The organism is Aquimarina sp. AD10 (assembly GCF_003443715.1).
GTDB classification, from domain to species: domain Bacteria; phylum Bacteroidota; class Bacteroidia; order Flavobacteriales; family Flavobacteriaceae; genus Aquimarina; species Aquimarina aggregata.
This window is the reverse complement of record NZ_CP031965.1, coordinates 4,644,331-4,662,997: the sequence shown is the minus strand read 5'-3', so window position 1 is coordinate 4,662,997 and position 18,667 is coordinate 4,644,331. Positions and strand designations below refer to the sequence as shown.

The window sequence follows — 18,667 nt, the reverse complement described above, 5'->3', positions numbered from 1 at the left end:
AATATTGTTAAAATGCGGGCGTGGTGGAATTGGTAGACACGCTTGACTTAGGATCAAGTGCCTCACGGTGTGAAGGTTCGAGTCCTTTCGCCCGCACAAAAGCCGAAGAGAAATCTTCGGCTTTTTTATTTTTAACAATGGAATTTCGTCAAGGTTTTTAGCCTTGGGTACAACATAGGTACAACATTTGGATATTTTAAGAACTACATTTGAATTGATTACTATTACTTCCATTTAATCTCAAACCATATTAAGTTTCATAGTAATTAATAGATTTAGGCGAATAGCATCCACATTTCTTCGCTAGGCAGAGTTTATTATCATACAATATACCCGCAATTTAAACTCGTAAAATACTTCCATCAAAAGACTACGGCATAAAGCCGACCCTTTATCCTTTGCTTATTTATTCCGTTTCCTTTTGAGCCAAGATTTTATCTTCCGTTTGGTTTCTGCTTAAATATTGTTTAATCTAAAATTTAAGTATTATGACAACAAAAGCAAGTATCAAAAGTAGAAACGGTAAAGTAAGTACAACTGTTAAAAAGGATGTCAAAGAAGGATTGACGCAAAAGGCAATTGGACTTCAAATTCAGAACCTTAGCATTGATAAGGTCATTCCCGACCCAAAGCAACCAAGAAAGACTTTTAACGAAGCGTTGTTAAAGCAGCTTTCCGAGAGTATTAAAAAACACGGTGTACTTCAACCTATTACTGTACGTAAGTCTGGAAAAGAGTATATCATAGTAATGGGCGAACGCAGGTTTCGTGCTAGTAAGTTAGCAAGTAAGAAAACGATACCTTGTATAGTGAGAACGTATAAGAACAATGATGTTCTGGAAGTTCAAATCATCGAAAACCTACAAAGACAAGATGTCGAACCTACCGAAGAGGCAGAAGCAATTGCCTTTTTGAGCGAGAAATATGTGCCTTCTGAAATAGCAAAACGATTAGGACGAAGTGATAATTTTATAAGACAGCGTTTAAAATTAGCTGGACTTATAGAAGGGTTTAAGCACTTTGTTCGCAATGGTGATATGACCATTTCTCTAGGAATTGGCGTTGCACTATTTGAGCCTGAAGAACAGCAAATGATGCTTGAAACAATGGGTGAAAATTTCAATGCACATCAAGTCAACAGAATGATTAAAGACAAAACCTTTGATTTGGAAAAAGCATCCTTTGATGTAACTGACAAAAAGTTAATGCCAAAAGCTGGGTCTTGTGTAGAATGTCCATTTAATGCGGCAAATCAAGGAAATTTATTTGGCGAAGGAAAAATGGTCTGTACAAAATCAGCTTGTTTTGAGGCAAAGAAGACAAAATCTTTCTTGAACCTGATTGAAAAATCCAAGAAAGAGAACATTCTATTGATTCCGGAAATACAGAAATATTGGGTAGATGACGAAAATAATCAGCTCATTATATCCCAACTGGAAAAAAATGGTTTGAAGGCCTATTTGCTGGATGATGTTGAAATTATCGAAAACCCCAATGAGCCAACAATTGAGGACATCAAAACAGAATATCAACATTATGAACTTTCTGATGATGAATTAAGAAGAAAATTAACGGAAGCTGTACAAGATTATGAAGAAGAATTAGGAATATATCATTCAGCTCAAGAAAATGGATTTGTAAATGGCATCGTGTTCCACCCTGAAACGCACCAACACAAAGAAGTGTTTGTTAAGGTCATTGAGAAATCTGAAACTGAAAATTCAATATATTCTGAACCCTTGGCCAACAGAAAAATGGCTGACTGTACCCCAGGAGAACAAATCGTAAAAATCAACGAAAGGGAAATCCGTAAAAAGCATATTGAAAATAACAAACAGTTTGAAGAAGTTGTCTCAATGATTAGAGAGACCAAATACATTGACACCAAGAAAGCACTTTCAGTAGATGAAATGGTGGCATTTTCATTATCGCTCTATGAAAACAATGTGGATTATGTAGGACGACAAAGATTCTTTTCGGGTTTATTGAGTAATACGTCCAAGATGACAGATGTGGAAATTGTCGAAAATTTCAAGAAGAAGTTCAAAAAAGAAATCTTTCATAAGCTGATTCGCTATATGCTAACTAAGCAAGTACATTTTGGCGAAAGCAACCACATTAATAATTTGACGAACATTTCATTCTACAATGCGATGCAAGGGTATTACAAATCCAAGATTGTAAACATTGAGAAGGAATATGCTGAAAAAAGAAGCCAGCGTGAAGAGCGCTTGAAAGAGCGAATAACAATTCTTGAAAAACAAATTCAAGATTTGAACGATTAGCTTTTGTTGTTTGAAGAAGGGTCGGCATTCGTGCTGGCTCTTCTTCTTTTTTAGATAATATTCTGATTGAAGTGGGTTATTTAACAGAAAGAAATAATCAATCAATAGTAGCGCAAAGATAAACTCGCAAAATATACCCATCAAAAGACTACGGCATAAAGCCAACGCTTCTTCCCTTACTTATTTATTCCGTTTCCTTTTGAGCTGAGATTTTAGCTTCCGTTTGGGTTACGCTCAAATATTGTTTAATCTAAATTCAAAAGCTATGTATTTACAAAATTTACAGCAGGATGAAATCTTTGTTCCATCAGAAATGAAATCCTTAAAAACTTTGACACAGATGGAATCTCGACGAGGGCTTGAAAATGTCATCATCTCAAATGGAAAAATCGTTAATGTAGTCTCGAACAGCTACGGTCATATCCCGAACCAATTGTTCTTCAAGAAAGCAGAAGAAATGCTGACCGATGCAGAACTGAACTTTCACAAACGCACCATCAACAAGAATGATAGGTCGTTCATAACCGACTTTATCATCGATGATAAAAGTCAGTTTACCGTCAAGAATAACAAGGATTTGATACTGCCGATGTTACGCTTTAAAAACTCTTATGATGGTAGCGAAAAGACCTCTGGTCACTTTGGGTATTACCGAAAAGTATGTTCCAACGGATTGCACGTTTCTCAGGCAGAAATCGAGTTTTCTATCAAGCACAGTAAGAACAATACACACCTTATTATGCCCAGATTGAACAACTTGTTTGACAAGTTTTTAGATAATGAGTTTTATACCATTACTAAGAAGTTCGATAAGATGAAGGAATTTAAAATCATCGATGCCCAAGAATTCGTCAAGGCTATTCTCGAAAAAACCAAACTCTTTAGATACGAGTGTAGCGACAAGAATAGCGACCCTTCAAAAAAGTCTCGTGAAGTCATTGAAATTTTGAATTACGAAGCCTTGTTACTCAATGAAGAACCGAATCTGTGGTTAGGTTACAACGCTTTTAACTCAGTATTACATAATACTTTGAAGAAGAGTTTTGGTCAACAAGAACGGTTGGATAAGAAATTATTCGATGAAGTCTATGAAATGGCTTAGAAATAGTTAAAGGTTTATCCAGTACCTATCTAAACTGGATTTTCTCTTATATCTAAAATTTAAATATTATGAATACTATAAAAACAGTACAGCTCGACTTTGGTTTTGAGTGCGAACCGATACAAATAAAGAAAAAGATATTGAAGCCTAACAAAAAGCGTGATAACGATTTTGTCTTTAATTTTATGGATTGTCTTACCAGTCCAATCATTGTTTTTAAATCTGCTTGGCAAGATATAATTCCTAAAGACATACTTAAAAACATAAAATTATCAAGACTGTTATGCTCAATGCAACAAGAAGAAATGGCTTCACTTACCGAGGCTTTAGCATATATGATGCCTAGAACGTATGAAGCACCGATGCCCACAGAATGGGCAAACATTTATACTTGGTTGGGACTTCAATATGCAGGTCAGTTTAAGAATGCAGACCAATTAGGTACAATGAAAGAAATAGCACCTACAGAGCTTTCGGAATATGAAATGGGTCTATTAAATAATTTGCGAAGATGGATTTATGATAAAAGAAGAAAAGCTCTTAAAAATATTTTGAAGAAGAATACATTGAAGCCTAATTTTCCGGTTCATCAAAAACGACTCTTTGTAAAATGAGTTAGAAATTGGTAAAACCAACAAGCCCGCAAATTAATTACGGGCTAAAATACTTTCGTATCTGCGGATAGAGAGGGATTCGAACCCCCGGTACGGTTTCCCGCACGCCTGAACTTCAATCAGGAGCTTTAGACCACTCAGCCATCTATATTTTCACCCTTAATCTATCCTTTCTTTGAATAAACTGGCTTGAGATAAGTAGTTCTAAAGCCATTGGGCGTGAAATTATGTATTCCTAATAAGTTTGCAATTTCCCTTGTTGTAGCCGCTGTAAACCCCGAATTATTGACTCCGTCAACAAATCTTCTTAAATTATCTTTCAATAGAATTAAAGAATCTTCATCGATTACACGAGTGTTTTCGCTGGTATTTACATTCCAACCCTTAATGTTTGGAGGCTGCAATGTAACCAAATTATGATTAGCGGCAGGTCCATATAAATTCTTAAACCATTCGCCAGAACCCAGAAGTTGATTGATGTTATCTCTAGTTATAACATCGTGAATTGCTCTTGATTTTGCTTCTAGTACTAGATAATGCTGGTCTGTCATTACCCAGAGGACATCTGGCCCATTTCCAAACTCAGCTTCTGGTTCTTGTGTATAAAAACCGATTAAACTTCCTATTTCTGCCAAGGCATTTTCAAACTTTGTGTGCGGTATATCTTGACTAAAACTAAGATTTTCAAAGAGACTTTCAATATACATTTTAAAGTCTTGTGATGTTTCAAAGCGTTTAACGAAATGAAGAACTTGTATTGCTTGTCCTTCATTAGCTGTAATCTTGGTATAGCTATGACCATTTTTAGACTGAAGCATATGAGAAGTCGTCTGAGCCGCTTTTAATTGTAAATCATTGGATTTCGGAGCATTATCAAGAAATAAGTAATTTGCGGACTTTTCGAAGTACCAACCGCGTTGTTTGGAAGTTAAATCAACCGAGTCAACAATATCATTTAAAATAAGATTACTCGCACCTTCATAATCCCTTCTTCTGAATTGGTCAATAGCTTTCGACTCTACATCTGCGATTTCCAAATTTTTCAATATGCGGTCATCTGTTTTATCGCCTTCGATTTTTGACAATATATCTGAGTGGTATTCTCGCCAACTCATATCTTGCACCAAACATAGATTTGCTGTTTCTTTAATTGTTTCAAGAGTATTGTCTTTTGATTCTTCATCTAATAAAGAAAGACCCAGTTTAAGCTGTTCTCTGGTAACAGGTGTGAAATATTGAAGGTTAGATTTATTGCCCACAAATTGCAATAGGTCTTTTCCCATAAGAAAAACAGTACAGTAATCACTTCCAGACCGTACCGCTCTACCTAATCCTTGCTCTATTATCTGCGCTTTTAATGATGCTTTGACAGACTCTAAACGTAGTTCAGCATATAGCTGTTCATAGGAACTAAAAGATGGATAGCCATCAAGAATAAGTACTCTACACATATCCCCATTTAAGTCAACCCCGTCGTATCTATTTACTAACACATAAAACAACCCTTTTTCTTCTTTTAATTTTCCGATATCTGAATTTATACTATCGTTTTGCAGAACTTTGGCACCTATATCTTCCCATTTTGTAGCTCTTTCTGAAGAAGGAGTTAATACCATTACATTAATTCCAGATTTAGAATAGTCTTTTGCTAAGGCCATTATTTGCTCATCTGTTATTCTGGAATCAAAACGTTGTGGAGCTAGTATTAGCCGTTGACCAACATCCTTTCTGTCTTTAGGTATTAAAGCATTTTTGATGCTATCTTTATCTATTCCTAAATCTTTAATTAAGTCTATTTGGTCTTCGAATGTGGCGGAAAGGATATATCTATGTTTGGCTTCATTAAAAGCCCGAACATTATGAAATGGGACATAGGCTGGTGCAATTTCAATTCCTCTGGGACCAACATAACAATCATAAGATTTTAGGTCGTCAGCAATTAGTCCCCATTTAAAAAACAGTTCATCGTCCTCGCTAAATTCACCAATGAGTTCAATTAATTCGTCATTACGTGAGAGCCAGGACCAATAAGGGACTTTCAAAATTTTAGCATATGGGTCGCCCTGTATCAATCTATGATAAGTGCCCGGCGCCTGATATTTCAAATCCCCTTTAAATAACTTTAATAATCTCTTTGCTAAATCGTGACCAAATGGGATTAGTAATGTAGTTGCATCCCTAGCAATATCTAAACATACGTGTGCATCATCCAGAACAATAGAACCGACATCGATATTATCTCTCTCGAAAATTGAACGTGAGTTGAACAGTTTTTGAAAGGTGCATAAAAGTATTGCTTTAGAGTTCAAGAAATCGTCGGGGAACACACTTCTTTGCCCTACATATTCTACTTCACAGACAGGTATTCCATACAAATGTGCTTGGATTTTTGCTTGTTCCAAGAGTTGTCTGTCTGGACATAAATATAAACTTGGGCCGACACCTTCGACCATTTTTGAATACAACATTAGAAGGCTTACCAAAGTTTTTCCAGAGCCCGTATTCATTTTACAAAGCACATCGCGCTGGTCTCGTATTTTGTGCCAAGAATTTAATACTTCTTCCTGTATGCCACGTAAATAAGCATAACCTTCTTTATGAAATAAAGATTGAAAAAGTTCAGTAGGTTCAAAGTTGAGTTCTTTTGGTGTAGTATCTTCTAGTTTTTTCTTGAATATATTCATTAATTATGTAATTCTTTTAGCTTGATAATGTAATAAAATTTAACAGATTATTATAGAGAATAATCGTTTTGTTTTGATGAAAATTTTTGATTCAGAACCAGTTATATTTTTTCGTCTAAAATTCTATACCCACTCAGCACATTCCCCTACATTTCGTTACTCTCCATTCCAGGAAAAGAGCTTCACTACAAATATCTTGGACACAATCCCCAATTTCAGCTTTCCATTTCGTTAACCCTTCCCTGTACTCTGGGAAGGAGCACTACATTCCCGAGCCAAAATTGTAAATTAAGTCCGCTTTTTCATCGGAAATCCATCACTTCGGTTTTCTCAACAGGATTTTCGGCGCGGTCTTCTTGAGCCCTCACTCGAAAATCCTTAAAAACCGAACCGCTGTCTTACACATTTTAAGGGGTTTATAATGGATAAAGCTTTTGTTGTTTTTCGGGTCGTCGAAAAACAGGCACGACATAACCAATTCTAATTTAACCACAGCTACTTATTTCGCTTAACTATCGGTACGCTCAACCGCAACTGCGTTTAAAAGAATTGCTAATGCCCTTATGGAACTTGTCAAGACTATACGAGTTTTATTGAAAAATAAGGTTTCTACTTCCTTGAAAATCCAAGGATTTTACTACGTCGCAAACACACCTGATTTATTCCCTAAAAGTCTTGACAAAACCCACTCTATCCATTGTGCGGTGCACGAAAGAAAAGAACAAACACCCCTTAAAATTTAATCTGTTTTAAATCAATAGGGGAAATATAAATCACTTAAATATTTTATTATGAGTACTATTAAAAATCACGTACAGTTAATTGGAAACGTTGGACAAGAACCAACCATTACGAACCTTGAAAGCGGAAAGAAAGTAGCCCGTTTTTCATTAGCCACAAATGAGTATTATAAAGACAGCAAAGGCGAAAAGCAAACAGATACGAATTGGCATACAATTGTAGCCTGGGGCAAGACTGCTGAAATTGTAGAAAAGTATGTTGCCAAAGGAAAAGAGGTTGGAATATCGGGAAAACTAAAAACTCGAAGCTACACAACTGATGATAATGAACAACGCTATGTTACGGAAGTAGTAGCGGATGAAATCCTTTTACTTGGAAGTAAAGGCGATAACTAAATCTAAAATTAAAGAGGGCGTAACCGTCGAAAGATGCGCCCTCTTTTTTCATTATTCACACATTAATTATATGCACAATGAAAGCACAAGTTAACGAAATAAAAATAAGTTATGAGGGTGGTATCAAATCCAAAGATTGGGTACAGGTTTCATCCTCTGCACAAGCTGCGGAAGTCCTTTTTCAAAATTGGGATAAACGTACTATGGAATTACAAGAATCATTTAAAATTGTACTCTTGAATAACAGCAATAAAGTGAAAGGTATCTGCCAAATTTCACAAGGTGGAATTGCAGGAACTTTAGTAGATATGCGTATCCTATTTGCAACTGTTTTAAAGTCACTTTCAGTAGGTTTGATATTAGCACATAATCATCCGAGTGGTAAGTTAGAACCAAGTGAAGCAGATATAAAATTGACAAACAAAATCAAAAAAGCCGCATCTGTTTTTGACATCCGATTGTTAGACCATTTGATTTTTGCGCCCGATGGCGATTACTATAGTTTTTCTGATAACGGAATTTTGTAAAACAAATAGCTATGGTATATCTCAATTTTACAGACCTGAGCGAAGAGACTCAAAACCGACTTTTAGAAAATTCTAAAAAGGATGTGGAACGAAAATTTGGGGATGCTATCCGCAAATACGTAAAGGAAAATTATATCTGTTTTGAAACGGTAATTGAGGAAGAAGCACTTCGGAATTTGTATTCCTACACATACGTATTCAATATATAATTTTTTCATTTTTTTTGAATCTTACACCTCTGAATTTTTAGAGGTGTTTTTGTATGTAATTCATATCCAATTCAAGAAAAAAAATGTATCTTTACAATGCTGAAATTCAGCATACAAATTAAAGTAAGGTTATCCAATTTTTGACTTTCGCCGATACCCTTACACATCGAAAAATAACATATCGGAAAATTATTTTCTCTGAAAGAGGCAATCGGCTTTTTAGCCGGATTGTATGGATTTTTGTCCCGCGAGCGGGACGAAAAGGAATAGCAAGAGGGTAACACGCTTCGCGATGTTTCGGATTCCTTTTCATTTTCAAACAGCTGATTATCAGCAATTTGAATTTATATTAATTTCTTGGCAATCAGCGATTTGCGACAAACGAGCTGTAAACGCCCATTTTTAGGGAAGATTTTGCGACAAATCGGCGAAATATGGACTCATTTACTGGAATTAGATTTAAAAAAGAAACTGCAAAACGTTTCCAAACTTTCTCACGTACTTACTTCGAATCGCATACGGAGGCAATGTCTACGATGCTTGATTTTTTCTTCTACAATGAAATTTCACCAAAGGAAAAACTAGGACCGACAGGGCGAACCATTGAAGCGAAATTACTTAAAAGAATCAATGCGGTTATTGCTATAATGCGAGATGTAGAAAAGACACAAACCAAACCTACGGTAGCAATGATTCAATCGCTGTTTGAAACAGATGAACCCACAAAAAAACCGCTAATCGTAGAAAAGAAATATGTCGAAGAAAAGAAAGAAGTACGCTTTCGTGAAAAGCAAAATACAAGTAATCAACTCTAATTTTTTAAGCTATGTACATTACAATCACAGCTCAAAAATTGGGTAATAATTATTCACAAAGTTCAGCAGATTTCGTGGGTTATTTAGAGAAAGAAAATGAAGGTTTAGAACAGCGGGATATGGAACACTTTTTTAATCAATGTGGGGATGAGATTTCTGCCGAAGAAGTGGTAAAAGAGATTGATGGAAACACCGCAAAACTAAAAAAGAAAGAACCTAAATTTTATTCCATCACAGTCAGTCCATCAAAATATGAATTGCGTAAACTTCAGAACAATAGCCAAGACTTAAAAACCTACACTCGTGAGCTGATGAAGGATTATGTTGCCAGCTTCAATCGGGAAATAAATGGACGACCAATTTCAATAAACGATATAAAATATTACGCCAAAATTGAACATCAACGCACCTTTAAAGGAACGGATTTTCAGATTAAAGAAAACCAACCGTATGCTACGAAAATATTGCAGCTCAAAACGGAAATCAGAAATGTTCAAGAAGGACGAGCTGAAGGGAGCATAAAAAAAATGAAAAAAGAAATTGCCAAACTGGAACGCCAAGCACCACATCAACAAAATGGAAAACGGATTGTTCAAGGAATGGCTAAAGATGGAAACCAAAGTCATATCCATATCATCGTAAGTAGAAAGGATGCTTCCAATTCGGTAAGTCTTTCCCCAGGAAGCAAGCACAAAGCCTCAGAAGTTGAAATGCACGGTAAGAATGTTAAACGAGGTTTTGACCGTGATAAATTCTTTGAAAAAGCGGAAAAGACCTTTGACAAGACTTTTGGTTATAAACGCAACTTTGCCGAGACCTATAAGGCACGCAAAGATTTTGTTAAAAACCCCAAGCTCTACTTTGCTGCCTTGATGAAATTACCAGCTAACGAAAGAGCATTGGCTTTCAAAATGATGACGAAAACGGGATTGCCAATCGTTCCAAGTATTCCAGTAAGTCAAGCACAAATTGCACTTCGAGTTTTTAAACGGTTAAGACGTGGTGCGGAAGTGGCTATAAAATCAAGTTCCATCGGAATCTAACACCTATGCAGATAGATAATGCCATAACAATTCTTTCAATTATTGGTCTAACCAGTACTGTTTTCTATGCGATGTTTCGCGTAAGTAAATATGCATTCTTATTAAATATCACTATGCTTTCATTTCTCGTTTTCTATATTTCTGAAGGAAATGAATTAGTATCGATATTATTGTATTTGGTTTGTCCTCTTATGCTAATTAATACAGTACTGTATGTTTTTCTGCATAAAACTGAAAATAAACAAAATGGAAATACGAAATACCAAGTCAGTTTTTCTACGAATAAAGGAAACTTCAAATTAGATAACATTAAACGTGGTGCATCCGTCATCGGATCCGCCGGAAGCGGAAAAACCGAGAGTATAGTTTATGGGTTTCTCAACCATTTCAGGAAAGAGGACTTTTGCGGAATCATACACGACTACAAAGACTTTGAACTAACAGAAATAGCGTACCCGCTTTTTAAGGATGGCGATATTCCGTTTAAGGTCATTTCCTTCGATAAAATCATCCATAGGGTAAATCCTATTGCGCCCCGTTATTTAGAGAACGAGGAAAGTATAAACGAAGTGTCGAGGGTGCTAATTGAAAACCTTTTGGAACAACGGGAATCAGGAACTACAGGCACAACCAAATTCTTTAACGATGCTGCTGAAGGTTTGATTGGTGGTTTAATTTGGAAACTGAAAACAGATTATCCTAAATATTGCACGCTACCCCATTTAATAGCTATTTATCAATTATTGGACACGGATAGTCTTATCCAATTTTTGGAAACCAACACAACATCAAGGGCAATGGCAGATGCTTTTATTAGTGGAAAGGATTCCGATAGGCAGACAGCTGGCGTTAAAAGCACCTTGGCTAATGCACTAAAACGCATTAGTACACAACGTATTTTTATGGCATTATCCGCAGACGAAGTACCATTAAATATAAATAGCAAAGATAATCCTGCCATCATTTCCGTAGTAAACAATCCAAAATTTGAAACATCGTATTCGCCTGTAATTGCAACCATAATTCACACAATTACTAAACAAATGAGCGTGCGAAATTCTAATTCGTCGTTCTTGCTAATGGAAGAAGCGCCTACCATCCGATTATTGAATATGCATCGAATTCCTGCAACGTTGAGAAGCTATGATATTGCCACCATCTATGTGATGCAGGACAAAATTCAGAATGATATGATGTACGGCGATAAGGCGAGTAAAGCAATTTTGAGCAATTTGTCTTATCAATTTTTTGGAAAGGTAAATGACCCAGATACGGCTAAATATTACGAACGCTTTTTTGAAATTATCAAAGACCCAACCAAGAGTATTAGCCGTGGGCATAATCTTGATTTCGATACACGTATTACGACTGGAGAGAAAGAAATCCCAAAAATTAGAGCAGATGTGTTCTTCAGGTTAAAACAGGGCGAGTTTATTACTTATGCTGATGGGAAAGACAAGAAAATTAAATTTAAATTGGCTAATATTCAACGAGAATTACCTAATATATCGAAGCAGTTTTCTCAGGTTGATTTAGAGGAGAATTTTGAGCAGGTTTATGAGGAGGCAAGGTCAATTTTTAAATAGTTTCTATGCTTAATTTGGTTAAAACCTATAGTCGTCATATTAATGTAGAATCTGTTTAATAAGGCTAGTAATTGCTTTATCCAATTTTTTGGAATATTTCCAAATATTAGTAAAACTTCAATTATCAAAATCGCAAAATCATTTGTACCTTTGGGATTAATTTAGTATGTAACTAACTATCAGGTATTTTGGACAACTTTCGATATGATTGATTTTGATATAATAGAAAATTTAGGCTTGAATAAGGCCGTGTCTATTACTTCAGAATCCAATCAAGTTTCTGAAAGTCAATTAGTTGTAATCAATCAAGTTAAGGATTTTGGTATTGATGAAATTTATTTCAGTACCGATGAAAATCACAATAGCTATCCAGCGGTTTTTTTAAAGAAAGTTCAAAAATTTGATGACTTTGCCCTTCGAGAAGTTGCAATTGCTCAAAAAAAAATATGGAACTTCAAAAAAGTAATTTTCCTTTATGTTTATTCGGAAACAGAAATTCGTATATATAATTGCGCTGAGAAACCTCTTTTGATTAAAACTGACGATTTTGATTATAAGAAGGAGCTCAAAACTCTCGAAATTGAGTCTTACAAGTTCTCAGATAAAACCAAGCTCAAACAGCTTCAAAATCTATTTTCTACTATAGCCATTGATACAGGTATCATTTGGACATTGGAAGAGGCATTTGAGATTAGGAAGAAGATAAGTCTTCAACGAAGAGTTGATAAATATCTTGTAGAGAGTCTCACCTACACGGCCAAACAATTACAAGAGGAAGGTTTAGAAATCAACCTTATTCACAAAATAATAATGCGCTCTTTATTTCTTTTGTATTTAGAAGACAGGGGCGCAACAGATGAAAAATTCTATTCAGAAATAAAAAAAGGTGCAAAGTCTTACTTTGACATTCTGGATGATGCTGATAAAACTTATTCTCTTTTCCGGAAGCTAGAAGAATACTTTAACGGTAATGTTTTTACAGTAGATAGAAATGAATCAATTTCCAGAGAGCATTTGCTAATTATCAAAAAGTGTTTTATTAATGGTAACGATAATTCCTTACAGCAGAACCTTTTTGAGGATTTACGCCTGTTCGATTTCAGTATTATTCAAATAGAGTTGTTGAGTGAAATCTATGAAAACTTCCTTGCGGAAATAAACCCTACTTTAAAGCAAGACACCGGTACATTTTACACACCGCCTTCTCTAGTAGAACTCATATTGAATGAGAAATTACCAATCTCTAGGGCAGAAAAAGAATTTAATGTTAAGATATTGGACCCAACTTGTGGTTCAGGTATTTTTTTGGTTGAAAGTTTTAAACGCTTGGTCAAGCGTTACGAAAATGCCAAAGGGGAGAAGCTTACTGACTTTAATAAATTGAAGAAGCTACTTACGGATAATATATTTGGTGTAGAGATACACCCGCAGTCTATAAAAGTTGCCGCATTTAGTCTTTATCTTGCCCTGGTAGACAACTTAAATCCAAAAACGATTTGGCAGAATAAGGACTATTGCTTGCCTTATTTGATAAACGACCCTTCGGATGGTACTCTGGTCGAACAAGGTAATAATCTATTCCGAAGCGATACTATTCAGCAAAATCCACAAGTAGAAAGATTAGATTTTGATTTGGTGGTAGGAAATCCGCCTTTTGGAACTAAGAACCTATCTCAATCTATACGTGATTATAGCGATAAATATGGTTTCGCTAAAGAAATGGTTTTACCATTTTTACACAAAGCAACAACCTTTTCTGAGAATGGAGAAATTGCCTTGATTTTTAATACCAAAATCCTCACCAATACCAAGATAACATATCAGAATTTTAGGAAGTGGCTTTTTAACGAATGCTATGTTGAGAAGATTTATAACTTTTCAATATTAAGGAATGCACCTAAAGACTTTGGTGGTCAATTATTCGGTTCGGCTACGGGACCAATAAGTATTGCATTTTACAGAAAAAATCAACCAAAGAAAAAATCTGATACAATTGTCTATTATGCCCCTAAGACTTACATTAAGTCCAATGTTATAGAAGGTGTTAGCATTGATGGCACAGATTTGAAATATCTTCCTCGTGAAGAATGCAAAAAACCGACCTCAAAAATTTGGAAAATTGCAATGTGGGGTGGAATAGGAGATATTAATTTAATACAAAAACTAAATACTTCAGAAAGTCTCGAACAGTTTATTTCAGATGAAAAAATTTATAAGGGTTCTGGATTACAATTTTTGAATAATTCTACTAAGAACCCGAAAGTAGACAACGAAATTCCAAACAGATACATTGCCCCTAAGAACATTAGACGTTACATTTCACACTCATTTTCAGATTTGAATTCTGGGCTTACTCAGAGGTCAAAGGAGATATATGCCAAATATTACGGTGTGCAAGTGGAGGACTTACCCACGATTAATGTATTTAGACGTGTGGGCGCAAAAAAAACTTATTTTGCACCACATATCTTAATTAAGGAAGGTCTTTCTAATTGGAAAATTTGTGCTTCTTACGAAGATGAAGCCTGTTCGTTTAATAGTAAAGTTCTAGGGCTTAGCCACTCAGACTCAAAATTACTTAAGGGATTAACTTGTTTTATAAACTCAAAACTTGCCTATTATTACCTTTTCTTGTGTTCCGCATCTATAGGAATAGAAAGAGAAGAAATCAAACCAAATGAAGTTTATCGACTACCATTTTCTTTGACAAAAAAGAACTTACATCACCTTGCTGATATTTATGATAGGTTGATAATTGAAGAATCTAAAATTTTCAACACCAACACAAAAAAGTTTGAACAGGAAATTGATAGCTATATATCCAAATGCTTTGACTTTTCAATCGATGAAAGTTTAATTGTAGACAATTTTGTAGAATTCACAATTCCATTATTAATCAAGAAATATCAATATGTCCTCGGTCCAACCAATAAAGATGAAATTCGAGATTATGCCATAAAAGTTTCACAACATTTAAATGACTTTTTGCAAAATCAGAACCTATATGCTAATTGTACCGTTTATGAAAATATAAATCATTTCTCACCTTTAATGATAGCCAAAATTATGTTTGGAGATTCAGAAAAGGAAGTTTCAATGTCTAGTGTTGATTTACAAGATATATCGCGGGAATTGGATAAAGAATTATGGCAAAAGAAAGCAACTAACATCTATTTCAGAAAAAAATTAAATTATAAAACAGGCAACGAGATTTTTATTGTTCGTCCCAATCAGAGGCGATTCTGGACTCAATCGATGGCGATTGAAGATGCTTCAGAATTAATACTGGAAATCCTTAATGAAGTATAATAAATGGGATTAAGCAAAGTAATAGTTGCTAGCTTCAAAAGAGGCTTTGAAGAAAAATGCTTTCAGCTGATAACAGAATCTTATGTTTCAGCTATGGAAACCAAGGTCATCAAACTAAACTGGGATGAAAATGATATCACTTCAGAACTACACGAGCATATCAAAGAAAACCCACTAAGATTAAAGTGGAGTATCGTTACGAATGTTGAACAGCATTTGCCAAAAGATGATATAGAAAAGGAAAAGGGTTTTTCTGCGAAACTGCCTAGAATAGACCTTAGGTTGGTAACCATAAATTCATCCTTAGAATATGAATACCATATGGAAGCCAAGAACCTTAAAGAAAAAGATTCGGGCTTAAAACGACGTTATATTGATACCGGAATTAACAGTTTTGTTTCCAAGAAATATGAAAACGGATGCCTACTTGGGTATGTACTCGAAGGAGATTTAGACAAAACTGTAAATGGGGTTAATAAACTTTTGAAAAAAGACGAGAGGGAGCCTGAATTTTTGAAACATAAATCCTTTCTCTTACACGATAAGTATTATGAATCAAAACACCCCGAAGATATGGTAATAAGACACTTTATGTTTGATTTCACTTCTTTAAATAGTGCTTAAAAAGGCCCTTTCTCTCTCGGTCCTTTACTCGTCACTTTCCATTGGTCATTTTCTTTGACGAGTTTAAAGATACCAGACTTTCCATCAAAAGAGGTTTTATATTTTACCCAGGCAATTTCACCTTCAATAGCTTCATCCAAAATCTCTACTTTAATTTCCTTATCAGAATCTGGTATCATATTTTGAACTGTGATTAAACTGGCATATCCATCTGATGTTGTATGCTTTTTTAAAGCTGATTCATCTTTTGAGAAGAAACTTTCAGCAACAATTTGAGCTGTTTCGGTGTGGGACATATTATTATTCCCGGCACAGGAAATAAATAGAAGTACAAGTGGGCAAATAAGTAATCTTTTCATAATATTATTAATTTGGGTTATTGATATATCTATGTGATATATTCAGTTTTATATTTCGTTCGCCATCTTTCTCGTTCAATTCTAAAATTGCCCTACGGTCATTGGACAATGAAAATTTGGGCATTACATAAACAAACCGCACCATTTTTCCTTCTGCAATTTTTGAAGGTAGATAGTGTTTGTAAATAGGTTCTTGATATAAACTCTGTAAAGATTTCTTTTTCCCTTTTTGTCGAGTCTCGATTGAGAGGTTCAAAAAATTCAAATCGTAATCCAACGTAGAATTATTCTCAATCTGGATAACAAAGTAGAGTTCTTCTTTATCAAAAACAACATTCTCAACATTCAAGACAATGCCTTGCATTCGCTTCTTAATCCGACCAATACGTTGGTTTCTGTTAAGAAGATAGGAGCAGAATTTTTGATAATAGTAGGTTCTGTTATCTATATTTTTTTCAGAAGTTACAACCTGAATCGAATCGGTTACAATTGGCTTTTCATTCCCAATACTATTTGATAATGGGATAAAATAATTGAGCTTTGACAGATGCTTCTTATATCTTACAATATACGAAAAAATTGCACCATTCCTGTTGACTACCAGTAGATTACTTTCTTTGCCAGGTTTAGCCTGAAGCAGCCCGAAATATTGTTCTTTTTCACGATTATAGCTGAAAACAAAATTATCCGAACCGGTTATGCCCTGTCTAATAGGTTCTGGGAAAAATAACGCAACATTTTTAGTATCGTTTGCATAAATTGTATCTAGTACTGTGTCTGTTTGAGCTTTCACAAAAGTGGAAATCAATGATATGAATATTAAAAATAGGGTTCTCATAATTTTGGTTTTAGAATTAATTTGTAGTTGTTAAGCACAGTTACCTTAACGCTTCGATTACGACGTCTAAATACCTGTGTGATTCCGCCCACCTGTGGAACAGTCGGAATATTGATATCACCTATAACATCATCCAAAACTTCTGTGGTAGCTTCTGCCCGAAAATTATTTTGCACATATATACCTTCGCTACCATCCAACAAATCAAAAGCTTTAAGTTTGGTCGGATGATGCTTAATGTTCTCAATTTCTATTAAGGCACGATTGGGTTGAAAACTTATAAATCCGAAGACTGGTGTATTCTTTGGCATCAGCTTACCATTTATAGTTGCTGATTTGGTAAGGCGCATTCGCAATCTAGTGTTCGCTTTAACAATCTGGTCACCATCGACAACCACATATATCGTTTCATCTGTATTACCAATAATTGAAACTTCATTGGGTTTTGGTGAGGCAGCAAAGAATAATTGATGTTCTAGCCCTAATTCTTGGGCTTGAATTTTTTGCTCTCGTATTATTTCGGTTGAATCGATTTGTTGTGAGCTCTTTTGAGCAACTTTCTTTTGCTCTAAGTTTCTGTATTTCTTGTCAGAGTATTGAATTTTACCTGCTTTGTATATACTATCCACAATGCGTTCTTTTTCGAGTTCTGGCAAATCAGGATTGTAAAGACCTGTGGAATCCAAAAGTTTTTCATCGTAGATGCTGGGTGCGTTATTCTCGCGCACTTCCTTTAAGTCATTGATGGCATCAAGCTTAGAATCGTATTCTTTTTGATTTTCTTCTAAGTCTGGAACTAAGGTCTGTTCAAGGTTTTCATTTTCACTTTCGTCATCGCCTATAATCATTACAGAATAGGAAATTAGGAAAATGAAAATCACAGCCAGTACAGCTGCAAAGACAATTTTATTTTTTTCAACTTTCATCGTTTATTTTTTTTAAGGTGTTCTCGAAATAGTTTGTAATCAACAAACCGTGTGGATTATTTGGAAAGTTTCTATCAACGGGAATTAAGTTTCCACTAGAAACCAGTTCATAAGTGTCTATTATTGAACCTCTATTTATTTCAAAGACGGTAACCGTTCTAAAGGTGTATGTTCCGTTTTGTTCCCCTATTTGTGAATCTATGCTCAGTACTTTCTGAACGAGCGAATATTGCAATAATCGATTGTAGACGCCATCAGCTTTTTTCTGGCGATATAGATTGTCCACAGAACTATTTCCTAGCCAAAGCGCCTTTTCAAGATTCCGTTCATAATTACTGGCGTCGATATTATAGAAGTAGTTGTGGAATAGGTCCAAATGTGCTAATGCCTCTACATTGAAATTTTCTTTTTGAGTAACGAGCTTCAGCGGAATAATACTACCATCGGTATTGATAGCAAAGGCACTATTAAGGGAATCCTTGTTCGTCTTAAATGCCACCCATAGTGAAAAGGTGCTGGATAGCATTGCAAAAACAACAACTGCCAACACTATAAATCTGTTCAACTTTAATACTGCATAGATGTTTTTATAAGGTGTTTTCATTTTCAT

General features: G+C 35.1%; 16 protein-coding genes and 2 tRNA genes. 12 read left to right on the top strand and 6 right to left on the bottom strand.

The window, feature by feature from the left end:
* Nucleotides 1-14 precede the first annotated feature (14 nt).
* The 4 genes from D1816_RS19440 to D1816_RS19425 all read left to right on the top strand — a co-directional run bounded on the left by D1816_RS19440 (nucleotide 15) and on the right by D1816_RS19425 (nucleotide 4,001).
* A tRNA-Leu gene (locus D1816_RS19440) sits at nucleotides 15-96 on the top strand.
* A 392-nt stretch (nucleotides 97-488) separates the two neighbouring features.
* Entirely contained in the window at nucleotides 489-2,285 is a 1,797-nt protein-coding gene (locus D1816_RS19435) for a ParB/RepB/Spo0J family partition protein (RefSeq protein ID WP_118505073.1), read from the top strand.
* Nucleotides 2,286-2,550: 265 nt separating this feature from the next.
* Nucleotides 2,551-3,387, top strand: coding sequence for a DUF932 domain-containing protein (locus D1816_RS19430; RefSeq protein ID WP_118506294.1), 837 nt, complete (start codon nucleotides 2,551-2,553; stop codon nucleotides 3,385-3,387).
* A 68-nt stretch (nucleotides 3,388-3,455) separates the two neighbouring features.
* A complete protein-coding gene (locus D1816_RS19425) occupies nucleotides 3,456-4,001 on the top strand; it encodes a hypothetical protein (RefSeq protein ID WP_118505071.1) in 546 nt (181 codons plus the stop codon).
* A 64-nt stretch (nucleotides 4,002-4,065) separates the two neighbouring features.
* On the opposite strand, the gene D1816_RS19420 is transcribed toward D1816_RS19425, so the two are convergent.
* Together D1816_RS19420 and D1816_RS19415 are read right to left on the bottom strand one after the other, a co-directional pair.
* Nucleotides 4,066-4,150 (bottom strand) — tRNA-Phe (locus D1816_RS19420).
* A gap of 15 nt (nucleotides 4,151-4,165) precedes the next feature.
* Nucleotides 4,166-6,685 carry a DEAD/DEAH box helicase gene (locus D1816_RS19415; protein WP_118505069.1) on the bottom strand — a complete coding sequence of 840 codons (2,520 nt, stop codon included), beginning with the start codon at nucleotides 6,683-6,685 and terminating at the stop codon, nucleotides 4,166-4,168.
* 791 nt (nucleotides 6,686-7,476) lie between these two features.
* On the opposite strand from D1816_RS19415, the gene D1816_RS19410 reads away from it, so the two are divergent.
* From D1816_RS19410 to D1816_RS19375, 8 genes are all read left to right on the top strand, one after another.
* Nucleotides 7,477-7,821, top strand: a complete 345-nt coding sequence (locus D1816_RS19410; protein ID WP_118505067.1) for a single-stranded DNA-binding protein — start codon at nucleotides 7,477-7,479, stop codon at nucleotides 7,819-7,821.
* A gap of 77 nt (nucleotides 7,822-7,898) precedes the next feature.
* Nucleotides 7,899-8,348 carry a JAB domain-containing protein gene (locus tag D1816_RS19405; RefSeq protein ID WP_118505065.1) on the top strand — a complete coding sequence of 150 codons (450 nt, stop codon included), beginning with the start codon at nucleotides 7,899-7,901 and terminating at the stop codon, nucleotides 8,346-8,348.
* Nucleotides 8,349-8,359: 11 nt separating this feature from the next.
* Complete coding sequence (locus D1816_RS26160; RefSeq protein WP_118505063.1) at nucleotides 8,360-8,557, top strand: hypothetical protein; 198 nt, start codon at nucleotides 8,360-8,362, stop codon at nucleotides 8,555-8,557.
* A gap of 434 nt (nucleotides 8,558-8,991) precedes the next feature.
* A complete protein-coding gene (locus D1816_RS19395) occupies nucleotides 8,992-9,372 on the top strand; it encodes a BfmA/BtgA family mobilization protein (RefSeq protein WP_118505061.1) in 381 nt (126 codons plus the stop codon).
* Nucleotides 9,373-9,383: 11 nt separating this feature from the next.
* Nucleotides 9,384-10,415, top strand: coding sequence for a MobB family relaxase (gene mobB / locus D1816_RS19390; RefSeq protein WP_118505059.1), 1,032 nt, complete (start codon nucleotides 9,384-9,386; stop codon nucleotides 10,413-10,415).
* A gap of 5 nt (nucleotides 10,416-10,420) precedes the next feature.
* Complete coding sequence (locus D1816_RS19385; RefSeq protein ID WP_118505057.1) at nucleotides 10,421-12,001, top strand: type IV secretory system conjugative DNA transfer family protein; 1,581 nt, start codon at nucleotides 10,421-10,423, stop codon at nucleotides 11,999-12,001.
* A 204-nt stretch (nucleotides 12,002-12,205) separates the two neighbouring features.
* Entirely contained in the window at nucleotides 12,206-15,310 is a 3,105-nt protein-coding gene (locus tag D1816_RS19380; protein ID WP_118505055.1) for a class I SAM-dependent DNA methyltransferase, read from the top strand.
* Nucleotides 15,311-15,313: 3 nt separating this feature from the next.
* Complete coding sequence (locus D1816_RS19375) at nucleotides 15,314-15,934, top strand: hypothetical protein (protein ID WP_118505053.1); 621 nt, start codon at nucleotides 15,314-15,316, stop codon at nucleotides 15,932-15,934.
* On the opposite strand, the gene D1816_RS19370 is transcribed toward D1816_RS19375, so the two are convergent.
* The 4 genes from D1816_RS19370 to D1816_RS19355 all read right to left on the bottom strand — a co-directional run bounded on the left by D1816_RS19370 (nucleotide 15,931) and on the right by D1816_RS19355 (nucleotide 18,661).
* Nucleotides 15,931-16,230: a hypothetical protein gene (locus tag D1816_RS19370; protein WP_233565332.1), complete on the bottom strand. Its 300-nt coding sequence runs from the start codon at nucleotides 16,228-16,230 to the stop codon at nucleotides 15,931-15,933. The genes D1816_RS19375 and D1816_RS19370 overlap by 4 nt on opposite strands.
* Nucleotides 16,231-16,300: 70 nt before the next feature.
* The gene (locus D1816_RS19365; RefSeq protein ID WP_118505049.1) at nucleotides 16,301-17,131 is read right to left on the bottom strand and encodes a DUF4138 domain-containing protein; all 831 of its coding nucleotides are present in this window, start codon (nucleotides 17,129-17,131) and stop codon (nucleotides 16,301-16,303) included.
* Entirely contained in the window at nucleotides 17,128-18,057 is a 930-nt protein-coding gene (traM, locus tag D1816_RS19360) for a conjugative transposon protein TraM (RefSeq protein WP_118505047.1), read from the bottom strand. The genes D1816_RS19365 and traM overlap by 4 nt, the downstream gene beginning before the upstream one ends.
* On the bottom strand, nucleotides 18,047-18,661 hold the full coding sequence (locus D1816_RS19355; protein ID WP_118506293.1) for a conjugal transfer protein TraK: 615 nt from the start codon (nucleotides 18,659-18,661) through the stop codon (nucleotides 18,047-18,049). Before D1816_RS19355 ends, traM begins: the two co-directional genes overlap by 11 nt.
* Nucleotides 18,662-18,667: the final 6 nt, after the last annotated feature.

Coding starts and splice junctions, on each gene's coding strand:
- D1816_RS19365 (WP_118505049.1), bottom strand. CDS start 17,131: ATGAGAACCCTATTTTTAATATTCATATCATTGATTTCCACTTTTGTG.
- traM (WP_118505047.1), bottom strand. CDS start 18,057: ATGAAAGTTGAAAAAAATAAAATTGTCTTTGCAGCTGTACTGGCTGTG.
- D1816_RS19355 (WP_118506293.1), bottom strand. CDS start 18,661: ATGAAAACACCTTATAAAAACATCTATGCAGTATTAAAGTTGAACAGA.
- D1816_RS19370 (WP_233565332.1), bottom strand. CDS start 16,230: ATGTCCCACACCGAAACAGCTCAAATTGTTGCTGAAAGTTTCTTCTCA.
- D1816_RS19410 (WP_118505067.1), top strand. CDS start 7,477: ATGAGTACTATTAAAAATCACGTACAGTTAATTGGAAACGTTGGACAA.
- D1816_RS19380 (WP_118505055.1), top strand. CDS start 12,206: ATGATTGATTTTGATATAATAGAAAATTTAGGCTTGAATAAGGCCGTG.
- D1816_RS19385 (WP_118505057.1), top strand. CDS start 10,421: ATGCAGATAGATAATGCCATAACAATTCTTTCAATTATTGGTCTAACC.
- mobB (WP_118505059.1), top strand. CDS start 9,384: ATGTACATTACAATCACAGCTCAAAAATTGGGTAATAATTATTCACAA.
- D1816_RS19405 (WP_118505065.1), top strand. CDS start 7,899: ATGAAAGCACAAGTTAACGAAATAAAAATAAGTTATGAGGGTGGTATC.
- D1816_RS19375 (WP_118505053.1), top strand. CDS start 15,314: ATGGGATTAAGCAAAGTAATAGTTGCTAGCTTCAAAAGAGGCTTTGAA.
- D1816_RS26160 (WP_118505063.1), top strand. CDS start 8,360: ATGGTATATCTCAATTTTACAGACCTGAGCGAAGAGACTCAAAACCGA.
- D1816_RS19430 (WP_118506294.1), top strand. CDS start 2,551: ATGTATTTACAAAATTTACAGCAGGATGAAATCTTTGTTCCATCAGAA.
- D1816_RS19425 (WP_118505071.1), top strand. CDS start 3,456: ATGAATACTATAAAAACAGTACAGCTCGACTTTGGTTTTGAGTGCGAA.
- D1816_RS19435 (WP_118505073.1), top strand. CDS start 489: ATGACAACAAAAGCAAGTATCAAAAGTAGAAACGGTAAAGTAAGTACA.
- D1816_RS19395 (WP_118505061.1), top strand. CDS start 8,992: ATGGACTCATTTACTGGAATTAGATTTAAAAAAGAAACTGCAAAACGT.
- D1816_RS19415 (WP_118505069.1), bottom strand. CDS start 6,685: ATGAATATATTCAAGAAAAAACTAGAAGATACTACACCAAAAGAACTC.